Annotated in this window: 14 protein-coding genes; all 14 read left to right on the top strand. The window is 60.4% G+C overall.

Annotated elements, in window-relative coordinates:
- Positions 1-164: 164 nt before the first annotated feature.
- The 14 genes from Q1B16_RS19655 to tnpB all read left to right on the top strand — a co-directional run bounded on the left by Q1B16_RS19655 (position 165) and on the right by tnpB (position 14,800).
- Complete coding sequence (locus Q1B16_RS19655; protein ID WP_299793168.1) at positions 165-1,277, top strand: lytic transglycosylase domain-containing protein; 1,113 nt, start codon at positions 165-167, stop codon at positions 1,275-1,277.
- A complete protein-coding gene (locus Q1B16_RS19650; protein ID WP_299793165.1) occupies positions 1,274-2,041 on the top strand; it encodes a type IV secretion system protein in 768 nt (255 codons plus the stop codon). The genes Q1B16_RS19655 and Q1B16_RS19650 overlap by 4 nt, the downstream gene beginning before the upstream one ends.
- An 8-nt stretch (positions 2,042-2,049) precedes the next feature.
- The gene (locus tag Q1B16_RS19645) at positions 2,050-2,475 is read left to right on the top strand and encodes a hypothetical protein (RefSeq protein ID WP_299793162.1); all 426 of its coding nucleotides are present in this window, start codon (positions 2,050-2,052) and stop codon (positions 2,473-2,475) included.
- Entirely contained in the window at positions 2,476-3,489 is a 1,014-nt protein-coding gene (locus Q1B16_RS19640; RefSeq protein ID WP_299793159.1) for a type IV secretion system protein, read from the top strand. It begins immediately after the preceding gene.
- A gap of 17 nt (positions 3,490-3,506) precedes the next feature.
- Positions 3,507-4,187: a type IV secretion system protein gene (locus Q1B16_RS19635; protein WP_299793156.1), complete on the top strand. Its 681-nt coding sequence runs from the start codon at positions 3,507-3,509 to the stop codon at positions 4,185-4,187.
- Positions 4,188-4,192: 5 nt separating this feature from the next.
- The gene (locus Q1B16_RS19630) at positions 4,193-4,915 is read left to right on the top strand and encodes a TrbG/VirB9 family P-type conjugative transfer protein (RefSeq protein WP_299793153.1); all 723 of its coding nucleotides are present in this window, start codon (positions 4,193-4,195) and stop codon (positions 4,913-4,915) included.
- Position 4,916: 1 nt separating this feature from the next.
- Positions 4,917-6,341, top strand: coding sequence for a TrbI/VirB10 family protein (locus Q1B16_RS19625; RefSeq protein WP_299793150.1), 1,425 nt, complete (start codon positions 4,917-4,919; stop codon positions 6,339-6,341).
- On the top strand, positions 6,338-7,324 hold the full coding sequence (virB11, locus tag Q1B16_RS19620) for a P-type DNA transfer ATPase VirB11 (protein WP_299793147.1): 987 nt from the start codon (positions 6,338-6,340) through the stop codon (positions 7,322-7,324). The genes Q1B16_RS19625 and virB11 overlap by 4 nt, the downstream gene beginning before the upstream one ends.
- Before the next feature lie 154 nt (positions 7,325-7,478).
- Positions 7,479-9,053, top strand: a complete 1,575-nt coding sequence (locus Q1B16_RS19615; protein ID WP_299793145.1) for a type I restriction-modification system subunit M — start codon at positions 7,479-7,481, stop codon at positions 9,051-9,053.
- Entirely contained in the window at positions 9,050-10,246 is a 1,197-nt protein-coding gene (locus Q1B16_RS19610; RefSeq protein ID WP_299793142.1) for a restriction endonuclease subunit S, read from the top strand. The genes Q1B16_RS19615 and Q1B16_RS19610 overlap by 4 nt, the downstream gene beginning before the upstream one ends.
- A gap of 9 nt (positions 10,247-10,255) precedes the next feature.
- Positions 10,256-13,141 carry a type I restriction endonuclease subunit R gene (locus Q1B16_RS19605; RefSeq protein WP_299793139.1) on the top strand — a complete coding sequence of 962 codons (2,886 nt, stop codon included), beginning with the start codon at positions 10,256-10,258 and terminating at the stop codon, positions 13,139-13,141.
- 112 nt (positions 13,142-13,253) lie between these two features.
- Positions 13,254-14,021 carry an ATP-binding protein gene (locus Q1B16_RS19600; protein ID WP_299793136.1) on the top strand — a complete coding sequence of 256 codons (768 nt, stop codon included), beginning with the start codon at positions 13,254-13,256 and terminating at the stop codon, positions 14,019-14,021.
- 42 nt (positions 14,022-14,063) lie between these two features.
- Positions 14,064-14,450 carry a transposase gene (locus Q1B16_RS19595; protein ID WP_299793133.1) on the top strand — a complete coding sequence of 129 codons (387 nt, stop codon included), beginning with the start codon at positions 14,064-14,066 and terminating at the stop codon, positions 14,448-14,450.
- Between the two features lie 2 nt (positions 14,451-14,452).
- Complete coding sequence (gene tnpB, locus Q1B16_RS19590; protein ID WP_299793174.1) at positions 14,453-14,800, top strand: IS66 family insertion sequence element accessory protein TnpB; 348 nt, start codon at positions 14,453-14,455, stop codon at positions 14,798-14,800.
- The last annotated feature ends 36 nt before the right edge of the window (positions 14,801-14,836 follow it).

Below are 14,836 nucleotides of genomic sequence, written 5' to 3'. Positions count from 1 at the left end.
ATATTTGTTCGTCGTCTTGCTCATGATGCTCCATCCTACTCAAGAGTTGGAGCCTCCGGCAAACCCGGAGCGGTTCAGTCCGCCCTCTCCTTCTCGACCATGGGCGCTCCGGTCCAGCAGGCTGCAAAGTCTGACTGCAGCTTCGAGCCCCTGCCGCGTCCGGAATGAGCCGTGCCGCGATCATATCCGCCGGGTTCTGCCTCGGCCTCGGTGTGCTGCCCGCGCTCGCCCAAGGCGTGCCGACGCAGGACAATTCCGCGATCGGCCGCGCCATAGCGCGGGTGACGGCGCTCGCCGAAGATCTGGGCGTCCAGCAGGACAAGGATCGGACGGAGTCCACTCTGGCCGATGTCCAGGCCGACCAGATCCGCGTCCTCGAGGAGATGACCGCTGCAATCACCGGCCCCGGCTTCGATATCCGCGCACTCGAAGGCAATGCGGATTTCGGGGTGGCTGCGGTCTATCCCAATACCGATGCAAGCCCCATGAACAACCGCCTATTCGGCGAGGGCCGCGAGACCGTCGAGATGATGATCGTCGAGGTGGCGGGCGAGTTCGCGAGGGCCCCCGGTGTGGCCCGCGCGGGTCTCTCGGCCACCCAGTGGCGGTGCCTCTTCCAGGCCCTGATCAAGCAGGAAAGCCGCTTCAACGTCGCCGCCGAAAGCCCGGTCGGGGCCTATGGGCTCACCCAGCTCATGCCCGGCACCGCGTCTGACCTCGGCGTCGACCGCTACGACGTGAAGGACAACCTGCGCGGCGGCGCGCGCTATATCACGACCCAGCTCAACCGTTTCGGCAATATCCCCCATGCGCTCGCGGCCTATAACGCGGGCCCTGGCCGGGTCATCGAATATGGCGGCGTGCCGCCCTTTGCCGAGACCCAAGGCTACGTGCGCAACATCTCAAAGTTCTACAACGAATATCTGGCCGTGGTGGGGGGCGCCGACGCACTTGGCACGCTCTCGCCCTCGGACTTTGCGCTCGCCGAATATGCCAGCATCTCCGAGGCGGGCGTCTATTACGCCGCAGACAGTTCCGCCACGACCGAACAGGTCATCAATCGCCTGCGCGCGATCATCCTGCAGATCGATGCCCAGCCCAATGCCAAGGCGGCCTGGGAGCTCAATACCTACGCCAAGGCCGAGATCGGCCGCATCCTCAATCTCCGCGTCCGGCTGATGGCCGCCAACCAGCAACGCGAGGCGGCCTATGCGCAGCACCTCGTCGCCGACCGGCTGGCCGAGCGCGACTTCATGCAGATGGGAGTTCCCGAATGAGACAGCTTCTCCTGACCGTGGCTGCGGTCACCGCACTCGGGCTCGCCTCGCCCGCAGCGTCCCAAGGCGTGCCGACCTTTGACGGATCGCAACTCGGCCAACTTGTGGCCCAACTCGAACACATGGCCGAGGACCTGAACGTCCAGATGCAGCAGCTGGCCACCATGCGGCTGGAGTTGGAAACCCAGCTGTCACAGCTCACAAACCTCGAGGCGCAGCTGACCTCCTTGATCGAAGGCAGCGGTCTTGGTGAGCTTTTTGCCACGGTCGAAGAGTTCCGCGCGCTGCGCGGCAAGCTGGTGGCCCCGCTCAACACCGCACAGTCACTGGCGAGCGGCGATTTTCTGAGCGGCTTCAATCCCGGCGCTGAGCTCTCGGCCTCGGTCGAACGGGTGCTCTCCGGCAGCGGCTTCACCTCGGAACGCCTGAGCACGCTTTCGGGCTCCGATCAGCCCGCCGACAACCGCATCGCCGCTTCGGCCGGGGCCAGCGCCATGCTCTCGGTCGCCGCGCAGGAAAGCCACGAAGAAGCGAGCCAAAGCCTTGAGCGGCTCGAGACCATGGTCGGGCTCATCGACGATCAGGATGGGCTGAAGGCTGCCGTCGATCTCAACACCCGCGTCACCGCCGAGCTTGGCATCATCCTGACCCAGATCTGGCGGCTGGAAGCGGCGCAAGGCGTAAGTGCCGGTCAACTCGGCGTTGTCGATGCCGCGACCCTCGCGGATGAGCGCAAGTTCCGCTCGATGGCGGTGGATCCATGAGAATGTCCATGATCCACGGCTTGGCTCCAATTAGGGCGCTTGGTCTCGCGGTGATGGTCCTGGCATCCCTGCCCTGTGCCGTGCGGGCCCAGACCCCGACCACGGACCCGTCCGGCGACACGTCCTTCAACTCGATGGCCATCGCACGGGATGAGGCCGACGCCTGCCGTGTCCCAAAACCGCCCACCGATCTGGCCGAAACCGCCTATCTGCGCAATGGCTACCGCGCGATCTTGCGCATCCTGATTGCCGAAGAGGCGCTCGCTTCGGAAACCTGCACCTGCCTGCTGGATCAGTTCGCCTGGGATCAGGCGCTTGCCGCCCTGCCCCGGTTCCAGACCTCGGACAACCCGCGCCTGCCCTTCAACGTGCTCGAGCTCTACGCCAAGGCGGACGCGCTCGAGGCGCAAGTTGTGGAGGCCTGTGCGGAGTAAATGGGGGTCATTCGCGACATCCTTGGCCAAGTCGACGCCGCGGTGAACACCGTGGCGCAGGACGGCTTTGTCTCCTCGGCGGACTCGGTCGGCAACGTCATCTCGGCGGGCGCGACACTCCTTGTCGTCCTTCTCGGCATCAACGCCGTGATGCAGCTGCGCCCCCTGCCCTTCGGCACCGGCTTTGCCTTCGGCATCAAGGTGGCACTTGTCGGGATATTCGCGCAGAGCTGGGACAATTTCAGCGTCATCTATGGCATCGTCACGCAGGTCCCCGACTCTATCGGCGCCTCCATCTTGGCCCTCACCGGGTCGGGCGACGAGGCCGGGGTCTATGAGAGCCTCGACAACATGGTCGCCCGCATCACCGCCTATGGCGACACGATCGGCGACCGCGCGGGCTGGGTCTTCGGCGCGGTCCTGGGGGCGATCTTCTTCGTCCTTTCCGCCGTCTTCGCCGCCGTCACTGCCGGGATCATCGCCTTCGCCCGCATCGTCTTCGCGCTGATGATCGTCATCGCCCCCTTCATGATCGTGACCTCGCTCTTCAAACCGACCCAGTCGCTATTCGAGGCCTGGACCCGTGCAACCATCGGCTATACGCTCATGCCCGTCGCTGCCGCAGGCGCTGCGGGCATCATCGTCGCCATCGCCGAGGCCATCGGGGACGCCTCTGCCGACCCAAACGATGTCGAGACCGTCAGCCTCATCCTGCCATTCCTCGTGATTCTCATCCTCAGCGCCGGGATTATGGCCTCGGTTCCCTACATCGCCTCCAACCTCACCGGCGTCGTGGGCATTGCGTCCAATGCCGTGGGCCTGACCGGGCTCGCGCGGCAGGGGTTCGTGAACACGCGCCAGTATGGCACCGGCGCGACCTCGCGCCTCGTCACCGGCAAGTCCCCGCATGAGCTGAACCAGATGGCCAATGCGGGCGTGGTGAAGACCGGCGAGTTGATCCGGCAAAGCCCCGGCGCGCTTCTCTCCGCCGCTAAATCCTTCCGCAAACCCTGATGTGAAAGACGACTGACTTGAAGAAGCTTGTGACCAGTTCCGCGAACCACGACCGCGACGCTTTCGAGGCGGATTTCATCTACGGGCCTCGGCGGCGAGAACGATTTGCCTGGTTCGTCGCGGCAGCCGGCGTGCTGGTCGGCGTCGCCGGCATGGTCGCAGGCGCGAGCCTCTTTCCGCTCAAGACGACCGAGACTTTTGTGGTCGTGGTCGACAAGGAAACCGGCGAAATGGACCGGGTCGCCGCCGTCCAGGCGCTGACGCTCTCGGAAAGTGACGCCATCATCCAGGCCAATCTCGTATCTTACGTCGATGACCGAGAAACCTATGACCTGACCGACGGCGAGCAACGCATCAACTCGGTGCTGGACCGCTCAGATGGCGATGCCGCCCGCACACTGCGCGATCTCTGGTCCTCCACCAACGAAGACTACCCGATCACCGTCTATGGCCGCGACGCCAAGATCGAGGTCGTGATCAAGTCCGTGAACCAGATCGAGCGCGGCGTGGCCCAGGTCCGCTTCACAAGGACGCTGCGCCGTCCCCGCGACACCCGCACCGTCACCCGGTCCTATGTGGCCACCGTCGGCTACGACTTCCAACCCGAAACCCGCCAGCGCCTTCAGGATGTCTGGGCCAACCCCTTGGGCTTCGTGGTGACCGCCTACCGCGTCGACGCCGAGACCCTGGAGAACTGACCAACATGAAACCCTTCCCCGCGCTCCTCCTGGCGCTTGCCCTTCCTGTTGCCGCACTCGCCGAGGCCACGCCGCAAGGCGGTCCACTCGATATCCGCATCCGCACCGCCGTCTACAACGAAAACCAGGTCTACCGGATCGAGACGGATCTGAGGCATTCGACAACGATTCATTTCGGGGCGGGGGAGCGGTTTGAAGCGGTGATCGTCGGCGACACCGAGAGCTTCCAGGTCGATCCGATCCCCGAGCTCGGCAACGTGCTGACCATCAAGCCGCATGTGGCGCAGGCCTCGACCAACATGACGGTGATCACCAACCGCCGCACCTATTCCTTCCATCTGCGCGAGGGCTCAATCCCGAACCGCACCGGCATGTTCTTCGAAGTCCGCTTCCGTTACCCCGACGAGGAGCGCCGCGCGACAGGTAACACCCAGCCCAAAGGCTTCGAGGCCCCGCGCAACTACAACTACCGCGTCTCGGGCGAGGGCGACTTCCGTCCGAGCCATATCTATGACGACGGGCGCTACACGTATTTCGTCTTACCGGAAAACGCCCGCCAGCCTGCCCTCTTCAAGGCAGACGACCAGGGCCGCGAGCGCACGGTCAACTGGACGCAAGCTGGCAATACCGTCCGCGTGCTCGGGGTGAACACCTATTGGACGCTGCGCATCGGCGACGAGGCGATCTGCGCCTGGCGCGACGAGAGCGCGATCTACGTGAGCAACTGACTTGGCCGATCAAACCCCTCCCGATCTGCAGGACCGCCTCGATCAATTCAGCCAGCGCGGCAAATCCAAACGCCGGGGCAACAGCCTCGGGGTCGGCGCCCTCGCCGCCGCGCTCGCCCTTGGCGGTGCCGGGGTCGCGTATTTCCTGGCCACCGGATTGCAAGAGGGAGATAGCGCCCTCGAGACCTCCGATGTCGAGACCTTCCAGGACCGTCGGCCCGGCACCGGCGGGCGGTTGGAGTTTCCGCCAGATGAGACCGAGCAACGGGTCAATGACGCGTTGATCGCTGTCGAGGAAGCGCTCGACGTGCCCGCCGCCCCTGCCCCAGAACCGAGCGCCGAAGTGCTGGCCGAGATCGCCAAACTCCGCGAGGCCCTTGCCGCCAGCCAGGCCGCGCGAAATTCGGAAATCCAGTCTGCCGTCGCAGACCTGCGCGAAGCCTTCGACGAACAGAAGGCAGCGCTTGAAGCCACACTCGCCGCAAAGGAAACCGAGCTTGCCAATCTGCAGCGCCAGACCGAGGCCCGCATCGAAGGGCTGCAAGCCATGCTCGATGCCGAACGGGCGCAGCGCGAAGGCCTCGAGGCCGAGCTCGATCGCGAAGGGCTAATCGCCGATCAGCGCCTGCTCGAAGAACGCCGGCGTCAGGAAGAGGAGCAGCGTCAGCGTGAGGCCGAGCGGGTTGCCGAGGAGCTTTTGACCGCGCAGATCAAATCGCCAGCGGTGGTCTTTGCCGACGATCCGCGCGGCGGCGCGAGTGGCGCGGCGGTGGCCGATCCTGCTGCTGTTGGCACCGGGGGGCCGGTCCTGTCAGGAAATGAGGCCTTCCTGCAAAGCGCGCGACCGCTCGAAGTGCAGGAGGCCGCCCGCCTCACCCATCCCGAGCGCACACTCACCCAAGGATCCGTCATCCAGGCGGCGCTCCAGACCGCCATCAACAGCGATCTGCCGGGCTCAGTGGTCGCGGTTGTCTCCGAGCCGGTCCCGGCGTTTTCCGGGGACCGGATCCTGATCCCCCGGGGCTCCCGCCTTTTTGGTCAATACCGCTCCGGCATCGACATGCACCAGAAGCGCATCCTGATCCTCTGGACCCGTGTCCTGACGCCGGACGGAACCTCGATGGAAATCGCTGCCGTGGGCGGGGACCAGCTTGGCCGCTCCGGCCTCACCGGTCTCGTCGACACCAAGTTCGCCGAGCGCTTCGGCGGCGCGGCGCTGATTTCTGTGATCGGAGCCGCGCCTGCGGTGGCGGCGGAAAGTGCCAATAACGAGACGACCAGCATCGTTCTGGGCGATGTCGGCAGCGATCTTCAGGATGCCGTCGGCTCGGTCATCGCCGATCAGGTTTCGATCGCGCCGACGATCTATGTCGATCAGGGTGCCTCGGTCACCGTGCTCGTGGACAGGGATGTGGTAATCTATTGACCAGGACAGAAAGCCCAGCCTCCTACCTCGAGCGGTATCTCGACCCGTTCCGCGACCTTCTGCGGCGCGACGACGTGGTCGAGATCGCGATCAACCCGGACGGCAAGGTCTGGCTCGAGGTTGCGGGTGACGCCACCATGCGCCACGAGGGCCAGACCGTGGATCGCACCACCGCCCTCAACATGGCCCAGACCATCGTCGGCGACGCCAAGGCCCGCGTCTCAGAGAAGAACCCCCTCGTGTCCGGCAAGGTGGAATATGCAGGCCGGCCGCTTCGGGTCCAGGTCGCCGTGCCGCCCGCTATCAATCGCGGTGCCTCAATCACGATCCGCCTCTTCGCCGCAGGCAGCGTCCGGGACTACGCACCCACCTATCTCTTCGGTAAGGCCGTCTCGCTCGATGCGCTCCGCGCCGAAAAGATGAAAAACATCGCCACACTCGCCGAAGAGAACCTCGAGGCCGCGCTGCAGACCCTGGTCGAGGCTCGGCTCAACGTCCTGATCAGCGGCGGCACCTCGACCGGCAAGACCACTTTCGCCCGCCGCCTGCTGACCTACGTGGGCGAGCATGAACGGCTGATCACCATCGAAGACGCTTTTGAGCTCTTCCCGAGCCAGCCGAACAACGTCGCCCTTCTGGCCGACCGCGGTGCCGACTCACAACGCAGCGCCAACGCCCTCCTGCAGGCCTCGCTCCGCATGCGCCCCGACCGGATCATCGTCGGCGAGCTGCGCGGCACCGAGGCTCTGACCTATCTCGAAGCGATCAACACCGGTCATGGCGGGTCTGTCTCCACCATCCACGCGGAAACCGCAGAACTCGCCATCGACCGGCTGGCGATCATGGTGCTGCAAGCTGGCACACCGCTGACCTTCGCCGAGGTGCGGGAATACATCCGGAAATCCATAGATGTGATCGTGCAGCTCGGGCGGGCCGAGGGGAAGCGGGGGATTACGGAGTTCTATTTGCCGGGCGGCAGATGACAGGCCTGCCACCCGACACTGGAAGCCCCTCAAATGAGCCATATAACAGCCCGAAACCGTGGGGTTTTTCTTCCTTGCAGAGTCCATTTGGGCTACACCCCCAATAAACTGCGGCACGGACCAATCCGTGGAGGCAAGAATTCAGGGTGGTCCCGTGACGGAAGAACAGAAGAAAAAACTCGAACAGAAACTATGGGATATCGCCAACGAGCTCCGTGGCCGGATGGATGCGGATGAGTTCCGCGACTACATCCTCGGGTTCATTTTCTACAAGTACCTGTCCGAACGCCTGCACATCTACGTCGACCAGGAGCTTCTCAAATCCGAAGGCCTTGCCTTCGCTTCGCTCGACGAAACCGACGCGGTTCACCAAGGCATTCTTGGAGCCGTACAAGAGAACTGCATCGATAGCCTCGGCTACTATCTGCGCCCGCGCGAGCTGTTCTCGGAGGTCGCCAAGCGCGGCGCAGAACCGGGCAGCTTCATCCTCGCCGATCTCTCCGACACGCTGAACAACATTCAGAAATCCACCATGGGCAACGAGTCCGAGGAGGATTTCGTCAACCTCTTCGAAGATCTCGACCTGAATTCCAGCAAGCTGGGCCGCAGCAACGAGGCGCGAAACACGCTGATTTCCAAGGTGCTGGCCCATCTGGAATCCATCGACTTCGAACTGACTAATTCGAATTCGGACGTTCTGGGCGATGCCTATGAATACCTGATCGGTAAATTTGCGTCTGGTGCGGGCAAGAAGGCTGGCGAGTTCTACACCCCGCAGCAGGTCTCGACCGTACTAGCCAAGATTGTGACCACCGGTAAGGCGCGGCTGCGCTCGGTCTATGACCCGACCTGCGGGTCTGCCTCGCTGTTGCTGCGCGTGGCGCGGGAACTGGGCTACAAGAAGTCAAACAAATCCGTGGGCGAGTTTGTCGGGCAGGAGCTGAACCGCACCACCTACAACCTCGCGCGGATGAACATGATCCTGCACGGGGTGCATTACCTCGATTTCGATATCCAGCAGGAAGACACGCTGGAACACCCCCAGCATATGGGCCAGACCTTCGAGGCCATCGTCGCCAACCCGCCGTTTTCGGCCAAATGGTCGGCGAACAAGATCTTTGAGAGCGACGACCGCTTCGCCGAATATGGCCGTCTCGCGCCCGCGTCCAAGGCCGATTTCGCCTTTGTACAGCACATGCTGCATCATCTGGATGAGGATGGCACAATGGCGGTGATCCTGCCGCATGGTGTGCTGTTTCGTGGCGGGGCCGAGGGGGCCATTCGCGAGTTCCTGATCCGTCGCAACTGGCTGGATGCGGTGATTGGCCTACCGGAGAACATCTTTTACGGCACGGCTATCCCCACCTGCATTCTGGTGCTGAAGAAATGCAAGGAAACCGAGGACGTCCTGTTCGTCGATGCATCAACCTGTTTCCAACGCGGGAAAAACCAAAACTGGCTTGGCGAAGAAGACGTGGAACGCATCGTTGGGGCCTATCGGACCCGTGCCGAGGAAGAACGGTTTACGCATCGGGCCCTATTGGCCGAGATAGAAGAGAACGATTTCAACCTCAATATCCCGCGCTATGTCGACACCTTCGTGCCCGAACCGCCTATCGACCTAGAGGAAGTGACCCGCCGCGTCGAACAGATCAGTCTGGACATGCGCGACGTTGACGAAGAACTGCGCGGGTTCTGCGCCGAACTTGGTCTGGAAGCCCCGCTATGAAATCGCCTGTGCCGGAGCTTCGTTTCCCAGAGTTCAAGGGACCATGGAAACCCGCACGAGCGGGCGATGCCTTTCGCAACAGCAAGGCGAAGGGCGAAGCCGGGCTGCCGGTCTATTCTGTGACCCAAAACCGTGGGATGGTTCGCCGCGACAGCCTTGATCGCCACATGGGCGCGGACGCGGCGGATGGCTCCAACCTACGCGCGCAGCCGGGCGATCTGGTCTACAACATGATGCGCATGTGGCAGGGCGCTGTCGGAATGGCGTCGGAGGAATGCATGGTCAGCCCTGCCTATGTCGTTCTTTCGCCCAGGAAAGGCGTGTCCTCGAAATTCTTCGATTACTGGTTTCAAAACCGGCACATGCTCCACCAGCTTTGGGCCTATTCGCACGGGCTGACCAACGACCGCTTGCGCCTTTATTATCAGGACTTCGCCAAGATCCCACTCGCGCTGCCGGATCAGCCGGAACAGGAAAAGATTGCGGCGGTACTCGACGCCACTTCCCGCAAGATCACCCTTCTGACCAGCAAGAAAACCGCGCTGGAGGATTACAAGCGCGGGCTGATGCAGCGGCTGTTTTCGCGCGAGCTGCGCTTTACCCGCGATGACGGTAGCCCTTTCCCGGCTTGGGAGGAGCGGAAGCTTTCGTCGCTACTGAAAGAACATAAGCAGAAGAGCGACGGCACGGAAGCTGTACATTCTGTATCTGTAGTGCATGGCCTTATCGACCAAGTTGCCCACTTGGGCAGAAGCTATGCAGCCGAAACCACATTGCACTACAACAGAGTTAATCCCGGCGATATCGTTTATACGAAGAGCCCAACTGGTAAATTCCCTTTTGGTATCATCAAACAAAGCCAGATCGCCTATTCTGCCATCGTTTCACCGCTATACGGTGTATTCCGACCCACGACACATCAGATTGGAATGTTTCTGGACGTCTATTTCAGTTCAGAGAGCAATACGGAGAGGTTTCTAAGGCCTTTGGTCAACAAAGGTGCCAAGAACACAATGAACATCAACAACAGCACTTTTCTTTCTGGAAAAGTCTGGGTTCCTGTTGACCCTGACGAAATTCAGAAAATCAGAGACTTGTTCAGTTCACTCGACAAGAAGATTCTCTGTCTATCAACAGAGATTTCCGACATGGAGGCCTACAAGAAAGGCCTTCTGCAAAAGCTGTTCGTTTAAGGTTTTCCGATGAATACCCAGTCCGAAGCCCAGCTCGAAAATGCCTTGATCCAGCGTCTGAACGATCTGGGTTGGGCCTCGGTCGCCATTCCCGACAATGCGGCGCTGGAGTCCAACCTGCGTGCGCAGCTTGAGGCGCATAACGGGCTGCAATTCTCGGACGGGGAATTCCGCACCATACTGAACCATCTGGGCAAGGGCTCGACCTTCGAGAAGGCCAAGACGCTACGCGACCGCATGGCGCTGCAACGCGACGATGGGACCACCGCCTATGTGCAGTTCTTCAACGGGCGTGAATGGTGCCGCAACCGCTATCAGGTGACGCATCAGATCACGCAGGAAGGGCATTACAAGACCCGCTATGACGTGACGCTGCTGGTGAACGGGCTGCCGCTGATCCAGATCGAGCTGAAGCGACGCGGGATCGAGTTGAAAGAGGCCTTCAATCAGATCAACCGCTATCACCGCCATAGTTTTGGCGCGGGCAATGCCCTGTTCCAATATGTGCAGCTTTTCGTGATCTCGAACGGGGTAAACACGAAATACTATGCCAACAACCGGCATCAGGATTTCAAGCAGACGTTCTTCTGGGCGGATGAGGACAACACGCCGATCACGCGGCTCGAGGCCTTTGCCGACGCCTTCCTTGAGAAGTGCTTCGTGTCCAAGATGATCGCGAAATACGTGGTCCTGCACGAAAGCGACCAGGTGCTGATGGTGCTGCGGCCGTATCAATATTATGCCGTCGAACGGATCCTCGACCGGGTGATGAAGGGGCGCAAGAACGGCTATATCTGGCACACGACCGGTTCGGGCAAGACGCTGACCAGCTTCAAGGCCAGTCAGGTGATCGTCGAGACCCCCAAGGTCGCCAAGGTCGTCTTTGTCGTGGATAGGGCTGATCTGGATTACCAGACGACGAAGGAATTCAACTTCTTCTCGCCCGGATCAGTCGATGGCACCGACAACACCAAGGCACTGGTGGATCAACTGGCCGATCCCGACACCAAGCTGGTCGTGACGACGATCCAGAAACTGAACACTGCCATCACGCGCGAACGCCATGCGGCGGCGATGGAGGCGCTGAAGGATGAGCGGATCGTGTTCGTCTTCGACGAATGTCACCGCAGCCAGTTCGGCGACACCCACAAGAATATCGTGGCGTTTTTCCCGAAGGCGCAGATGTTCGGTTTCACCGGCACGCCGATCCTGAAGGAAAACGCCATTGGCAAGCGGACGACGGCAAACCTGTTCGAGGAATGCCTGCACCGCTATGTCATCACGGACGCCATCCGAGACGAGAACGTACTTCGGTTTTCGGTCGAGTACTGGGGGAAGCTGCGCCGCAAGGACGGGACGTTCATTGGCGATGAAGAGGTGTCCGGCCTCGACTTGAAGGAGTTCTTCGAGAGCGAAAAGCGGATCGACGGGGTGGTCGACTGGATCATCGAGAACCACGACCGCAAGACGCATAGCCGCGATTTCTCGGCCATCATGTGTGTGGCTTCGGTTGATGCGCTGACCAAGACTTACGAGGCATTTCAGCGCAAGAAGGCCCAGGGCAAGCATGACCTGAAGGTCGCCACCATCTTTACCTTCGCGGCCAATGAAGAAGACGATGATGCCAACGGATTGATTGGCGAACCCGATGTAACCGGTGGCCCCGTCAGTGCGGCCACCCAGCACAGTCGCGACAAGCTGGCTGGTTATGTGACCGATTACAACGCGATGTTCGGCACCAACAACAGCGTGAAGGACGGGAAGGCCTTCTACGTCTACTACAAAGCTTTGGCGAAGCGCATGAAATGGCGTGACCGGAAGGATTACATCGTCGGCCAGGGCATCGACATCCTGCTGGTGGTCAACATGTTCCTCACCGGCTTTGATGCCAAGACCTGCAACACGCTCTATGTCGACAAGAACCTGCGATATCATGGGCTGATTCAGGCATTTTCCCGCACGAACCGGATCCTCGGGCAGAAGAAATCGCAGGGCAATATCGTCTGCTTCCGCAACCTCAAGGCCAAGGCGGACGAGGCCATCGCGCTGTTCTCGAACAAGGAAGCTGACGAGACAATCCTGATCGCGCCCTACCAAGAGTACGTTGACCGCTTCAACGAGGCGGTGATGGAATTGCTCAAGATTGCTCCGACGCCGTCAGCCGTCGACAGGCTGGTTTCAGAGGACGACATTCTCGCGTTCGTTCGGGCCTTCCGCGAGCTAATCCGCATCCGCAACGTGCTGACCAGTTTCACCGAGTTCAGTAATGATGACCTCTCACTGGACGCGCAGCGCTTCGAGGATTTCAAGAGTAAGTACCTCGACATTCATGATCGCATGAAATCGGATCAAGATGACGACCAGAAGGCTTCCATCCTCAACGAGGTTGATTTCGAGCTTGAGCTGATCCGGCGCGACAACATCAATGTCGCCTATATCCTTGCCCTATTGGCGTCCATCGTCGAGGAGCAGCGAGAAGCCGAGGATGCGCTGGATACAGCGGGAAAGACCAAGACCATTCTCGATCTGTTGGGGTCAGAGCCGCGTCTTCGTAGCAAACGTGAACTGATCGAGGAGTTCATCACGACCTACCTGCCAACTATGAAAAGTGCCGAACAAACCAATGCGACGTTCGAGGGTTTTTGGGCGGAAAAGCGAGACGCGGCCTTTGATTCAATTTGCTCCGAGGAAAAGCTGCGTCCAGAGGGGTTTGCGATCCTGCTCGAAGCTTATCAGTTTTCCGGCAAGCGCCCGATGACCGACGAAGTCATTGCTATCATGATCGAAACGCCGGGCATCCTTCAGCGAAAACCCTCTGCGGAGCGCATCGTCTCACGTATGGTCGCATTCATCGATACCTTTGAAGAAGGGTTAGGCGACCTTTGGAGGACATGAGTGGGTGTCCAATAGGGAGATTTGGAAGTTCAGAGCGCTGGTCTTTCAGGTTGAAAACACGATCAGCGCATGGGACTAGTTCAGGAATTTAACGCTCACCGAGGCCCGATCCGTGCAGCAAATTGAAATTAAAGTTGAAAATGATCATATCCAGCGGATTACCACCGCGAAACCGCTGGCCGCCATCTCTGAACTCATTTGGAATGCCTATGATGCGGATGCGCGCGAAGTAAAGGTTGAGCTAGAAGAGGGTCAACTTACAAAGCTTGGTGTCATTCGAGTTGTCGACGATGGAACCGGAATTCCCGCAGACGAGGTCGAAGCTTCCTTCCAATCATTGGGTGGATCCTGGAAGAAGCGAGCAATCAAAACCGATGGCGGCAGGTCAATTCATGGGGAAAAGGGTCAGGGACGCTTCAAGGCATTTGCACTCGGCGAGCGTGTAACTTGGGTATCCCATCATGCTGGAAAGAAGTTTTTGATCAGCGGTGAAAAGTCGGATCTGAAGCGCTTCACGATTTCAGATATAGTCCCGTCAGGGAACACTGGCTGCACTGTAGAAATTGAGAATGTAGTTCGCGATTTCGAAATACGGTCGGCAGACGGGTTCGCCGAGCAAGTCCGGGATGTGTTCGCACTCCAACTCTACGAAGATCCAGCTTTCAGTATCATCTATGATGGCGAAGTAATCGACGCGCGGGATGCAATTCGCGACGTGACGCCTTATGAAATTTCGGCGATCACCGAAGATGGTCATGAGTACAAAGCCACACTCGACATTATTGAGTGGAAAAAGAAGGTCGAACGGAAGTTGATGCTTTGCCTGCCAGGCCGATTCGTAAGCGGTGCGCCTCCCCCACACTTTCGAGCTGACGTGTGATCTGCGATTCAGAGGCTTCTTTGGTTTGTGGGGAGTTTCTCGATGGGAGCTACAAGCGAGTTTCTGGCAAGGGTGCCGCGCCGTGGGGATGGGAAGCGGAATTGGCCACGGGAGCTGAAGGCTCGGATTGTGGCGGAGACATTGATTGAGGGCGAGACGGTCAACGCGGTCGCGAAGCGATACGAGTTGATCCCCAGCACGGTGTCTGATTGGCGACGGATGGCCCGACAGGGCAAGCTGGTTCTTCCAAATTTGGAGGGTATGGACTTCGTGCCTGTGGAGATCGAGGCGCTTGCGCCGGTCGCCGAGGCTCTGCCTAACCCATTCTCAAGCACGCTCGATGTGATCAAGGGCGACGTCATTGTTCGTCTTGATGCTGCGACGCCAGCCCCGCGGATCGCGGAGATAGCACGGGCCATCGCCACGTGATCATGCCATCCCACAAGGTCCGTATTTTTGTGGCCAGTGATCCGGTCGACTTCCGCAAAGGCCATGACGGGCTGGCCGCTCTGGTGCAGGGTCATTTGCGACAGAAGCCCTTTGATGGGTCTGTATATGTGTTCCGCGCCAAGCGCGCAGATCAGCTGAAGCTGATCTACTGGGACGGCAGTGGGCTGGTGATGGCGTATAAGCGACTGGAGGATAACACCTTCAAATGGCCCGCGATCAAGAACGGGGTGATGCGTTTGGAACCGGCACAGTTTGAGGCGCTGTTTGCGGGTTTGGATTGGCGGCGCGTGCAGCCCTTGGAGGTCGCAGCACCTTCTGCGGCGGAGTGACTCACGGGACCCTTTGCAGGGGTTATTCTGCCCCTG

The organism is uncultured Marivita sp. (assembly GCF_947488135.1).
Classification (GTDB): domain Bacteria; phylum Pseudomonadota; class Alphaproteobacteria; order Rhodobacterales; family Rhodobacteraceae; genus Marivita.
The sequence above is the reverse complement of the archived record's forward strand: the minus strand, read 5'-3'. Positions and strand labels throughout refer to the sequence as shown.

What these genes read in the sequence shown, in the direction of transcription:
- Q1B16_RS19655 (WP_299793168.1), top strand. Translation starts at nt 165, where the DNA reads ATGAGCCGTGCCGCGATCATATCCGCCGGGTTCTGCCTCGGCCTCGGT.
- Q1B16_RS19650 (WP_299793165.1), top strand. Translation starts at nt 1,274, where the DNA reads ATGAGACAGCTTCTCCTGACCGTGGCTGCGGTCACCGCACTCGGGCTC.
- Q1B16_RS19645 (WP_299793162.1), top strand. Translation starts at nt 2,050, where the DNA reads ATGATCCACGGCTTGGCTCCAATTAGGGCGCTTGGTCTCGCGGTGATG.
- Q1B16_RS19640 (WP_299793159.1), top strand. Translation starts at nt 2,476, where the DNA reads ATGGGGGTCATTCGCGACATCCTTGGCCAAGTCGACGCCGCGGTGAAC.
- Q1B16_RS19630 (WP_299793153.1), top strand. Translation starts at nt 4,193, where the DNA reads ATGAAACCCTTCCCCGCGCTCCTCCTGGCGCTTGCCCTTCCTGTTGCC.
- Q1B16_RS19610 (WP_299793142.1), top strand. Translation starts at nt 9,050, where the DNA reads ATGAAATCGCCTGTGCCGGAGCTTCGTTTCCCAGAGTTCAAGGGACCA.
- Q1B16_RS19605 (WP_299793139.1), top strand. Translation starts at nt 10,256, where the DNA reads ATGAATACCCAGTCCGAAGCCCAGCTCGAAAATGCCTTGATCCAGCGT.
- Q1B16_RS19595 (WP_299793133.1), top strand. Translation starts at nt 14,064, where the DNA reads ATGGGAGCTACAAGCGAGTTTCTGGCAAGGGTGCCGCGCCGTGGGGAT.
- tnpB (WP_299793174.1), top strand. Translation starts at nt 14,453, where the DNA reads ATGCCATCCCACAAGGTCCGTATTTTTGTGGCCAGTGATCCGGTCGAC.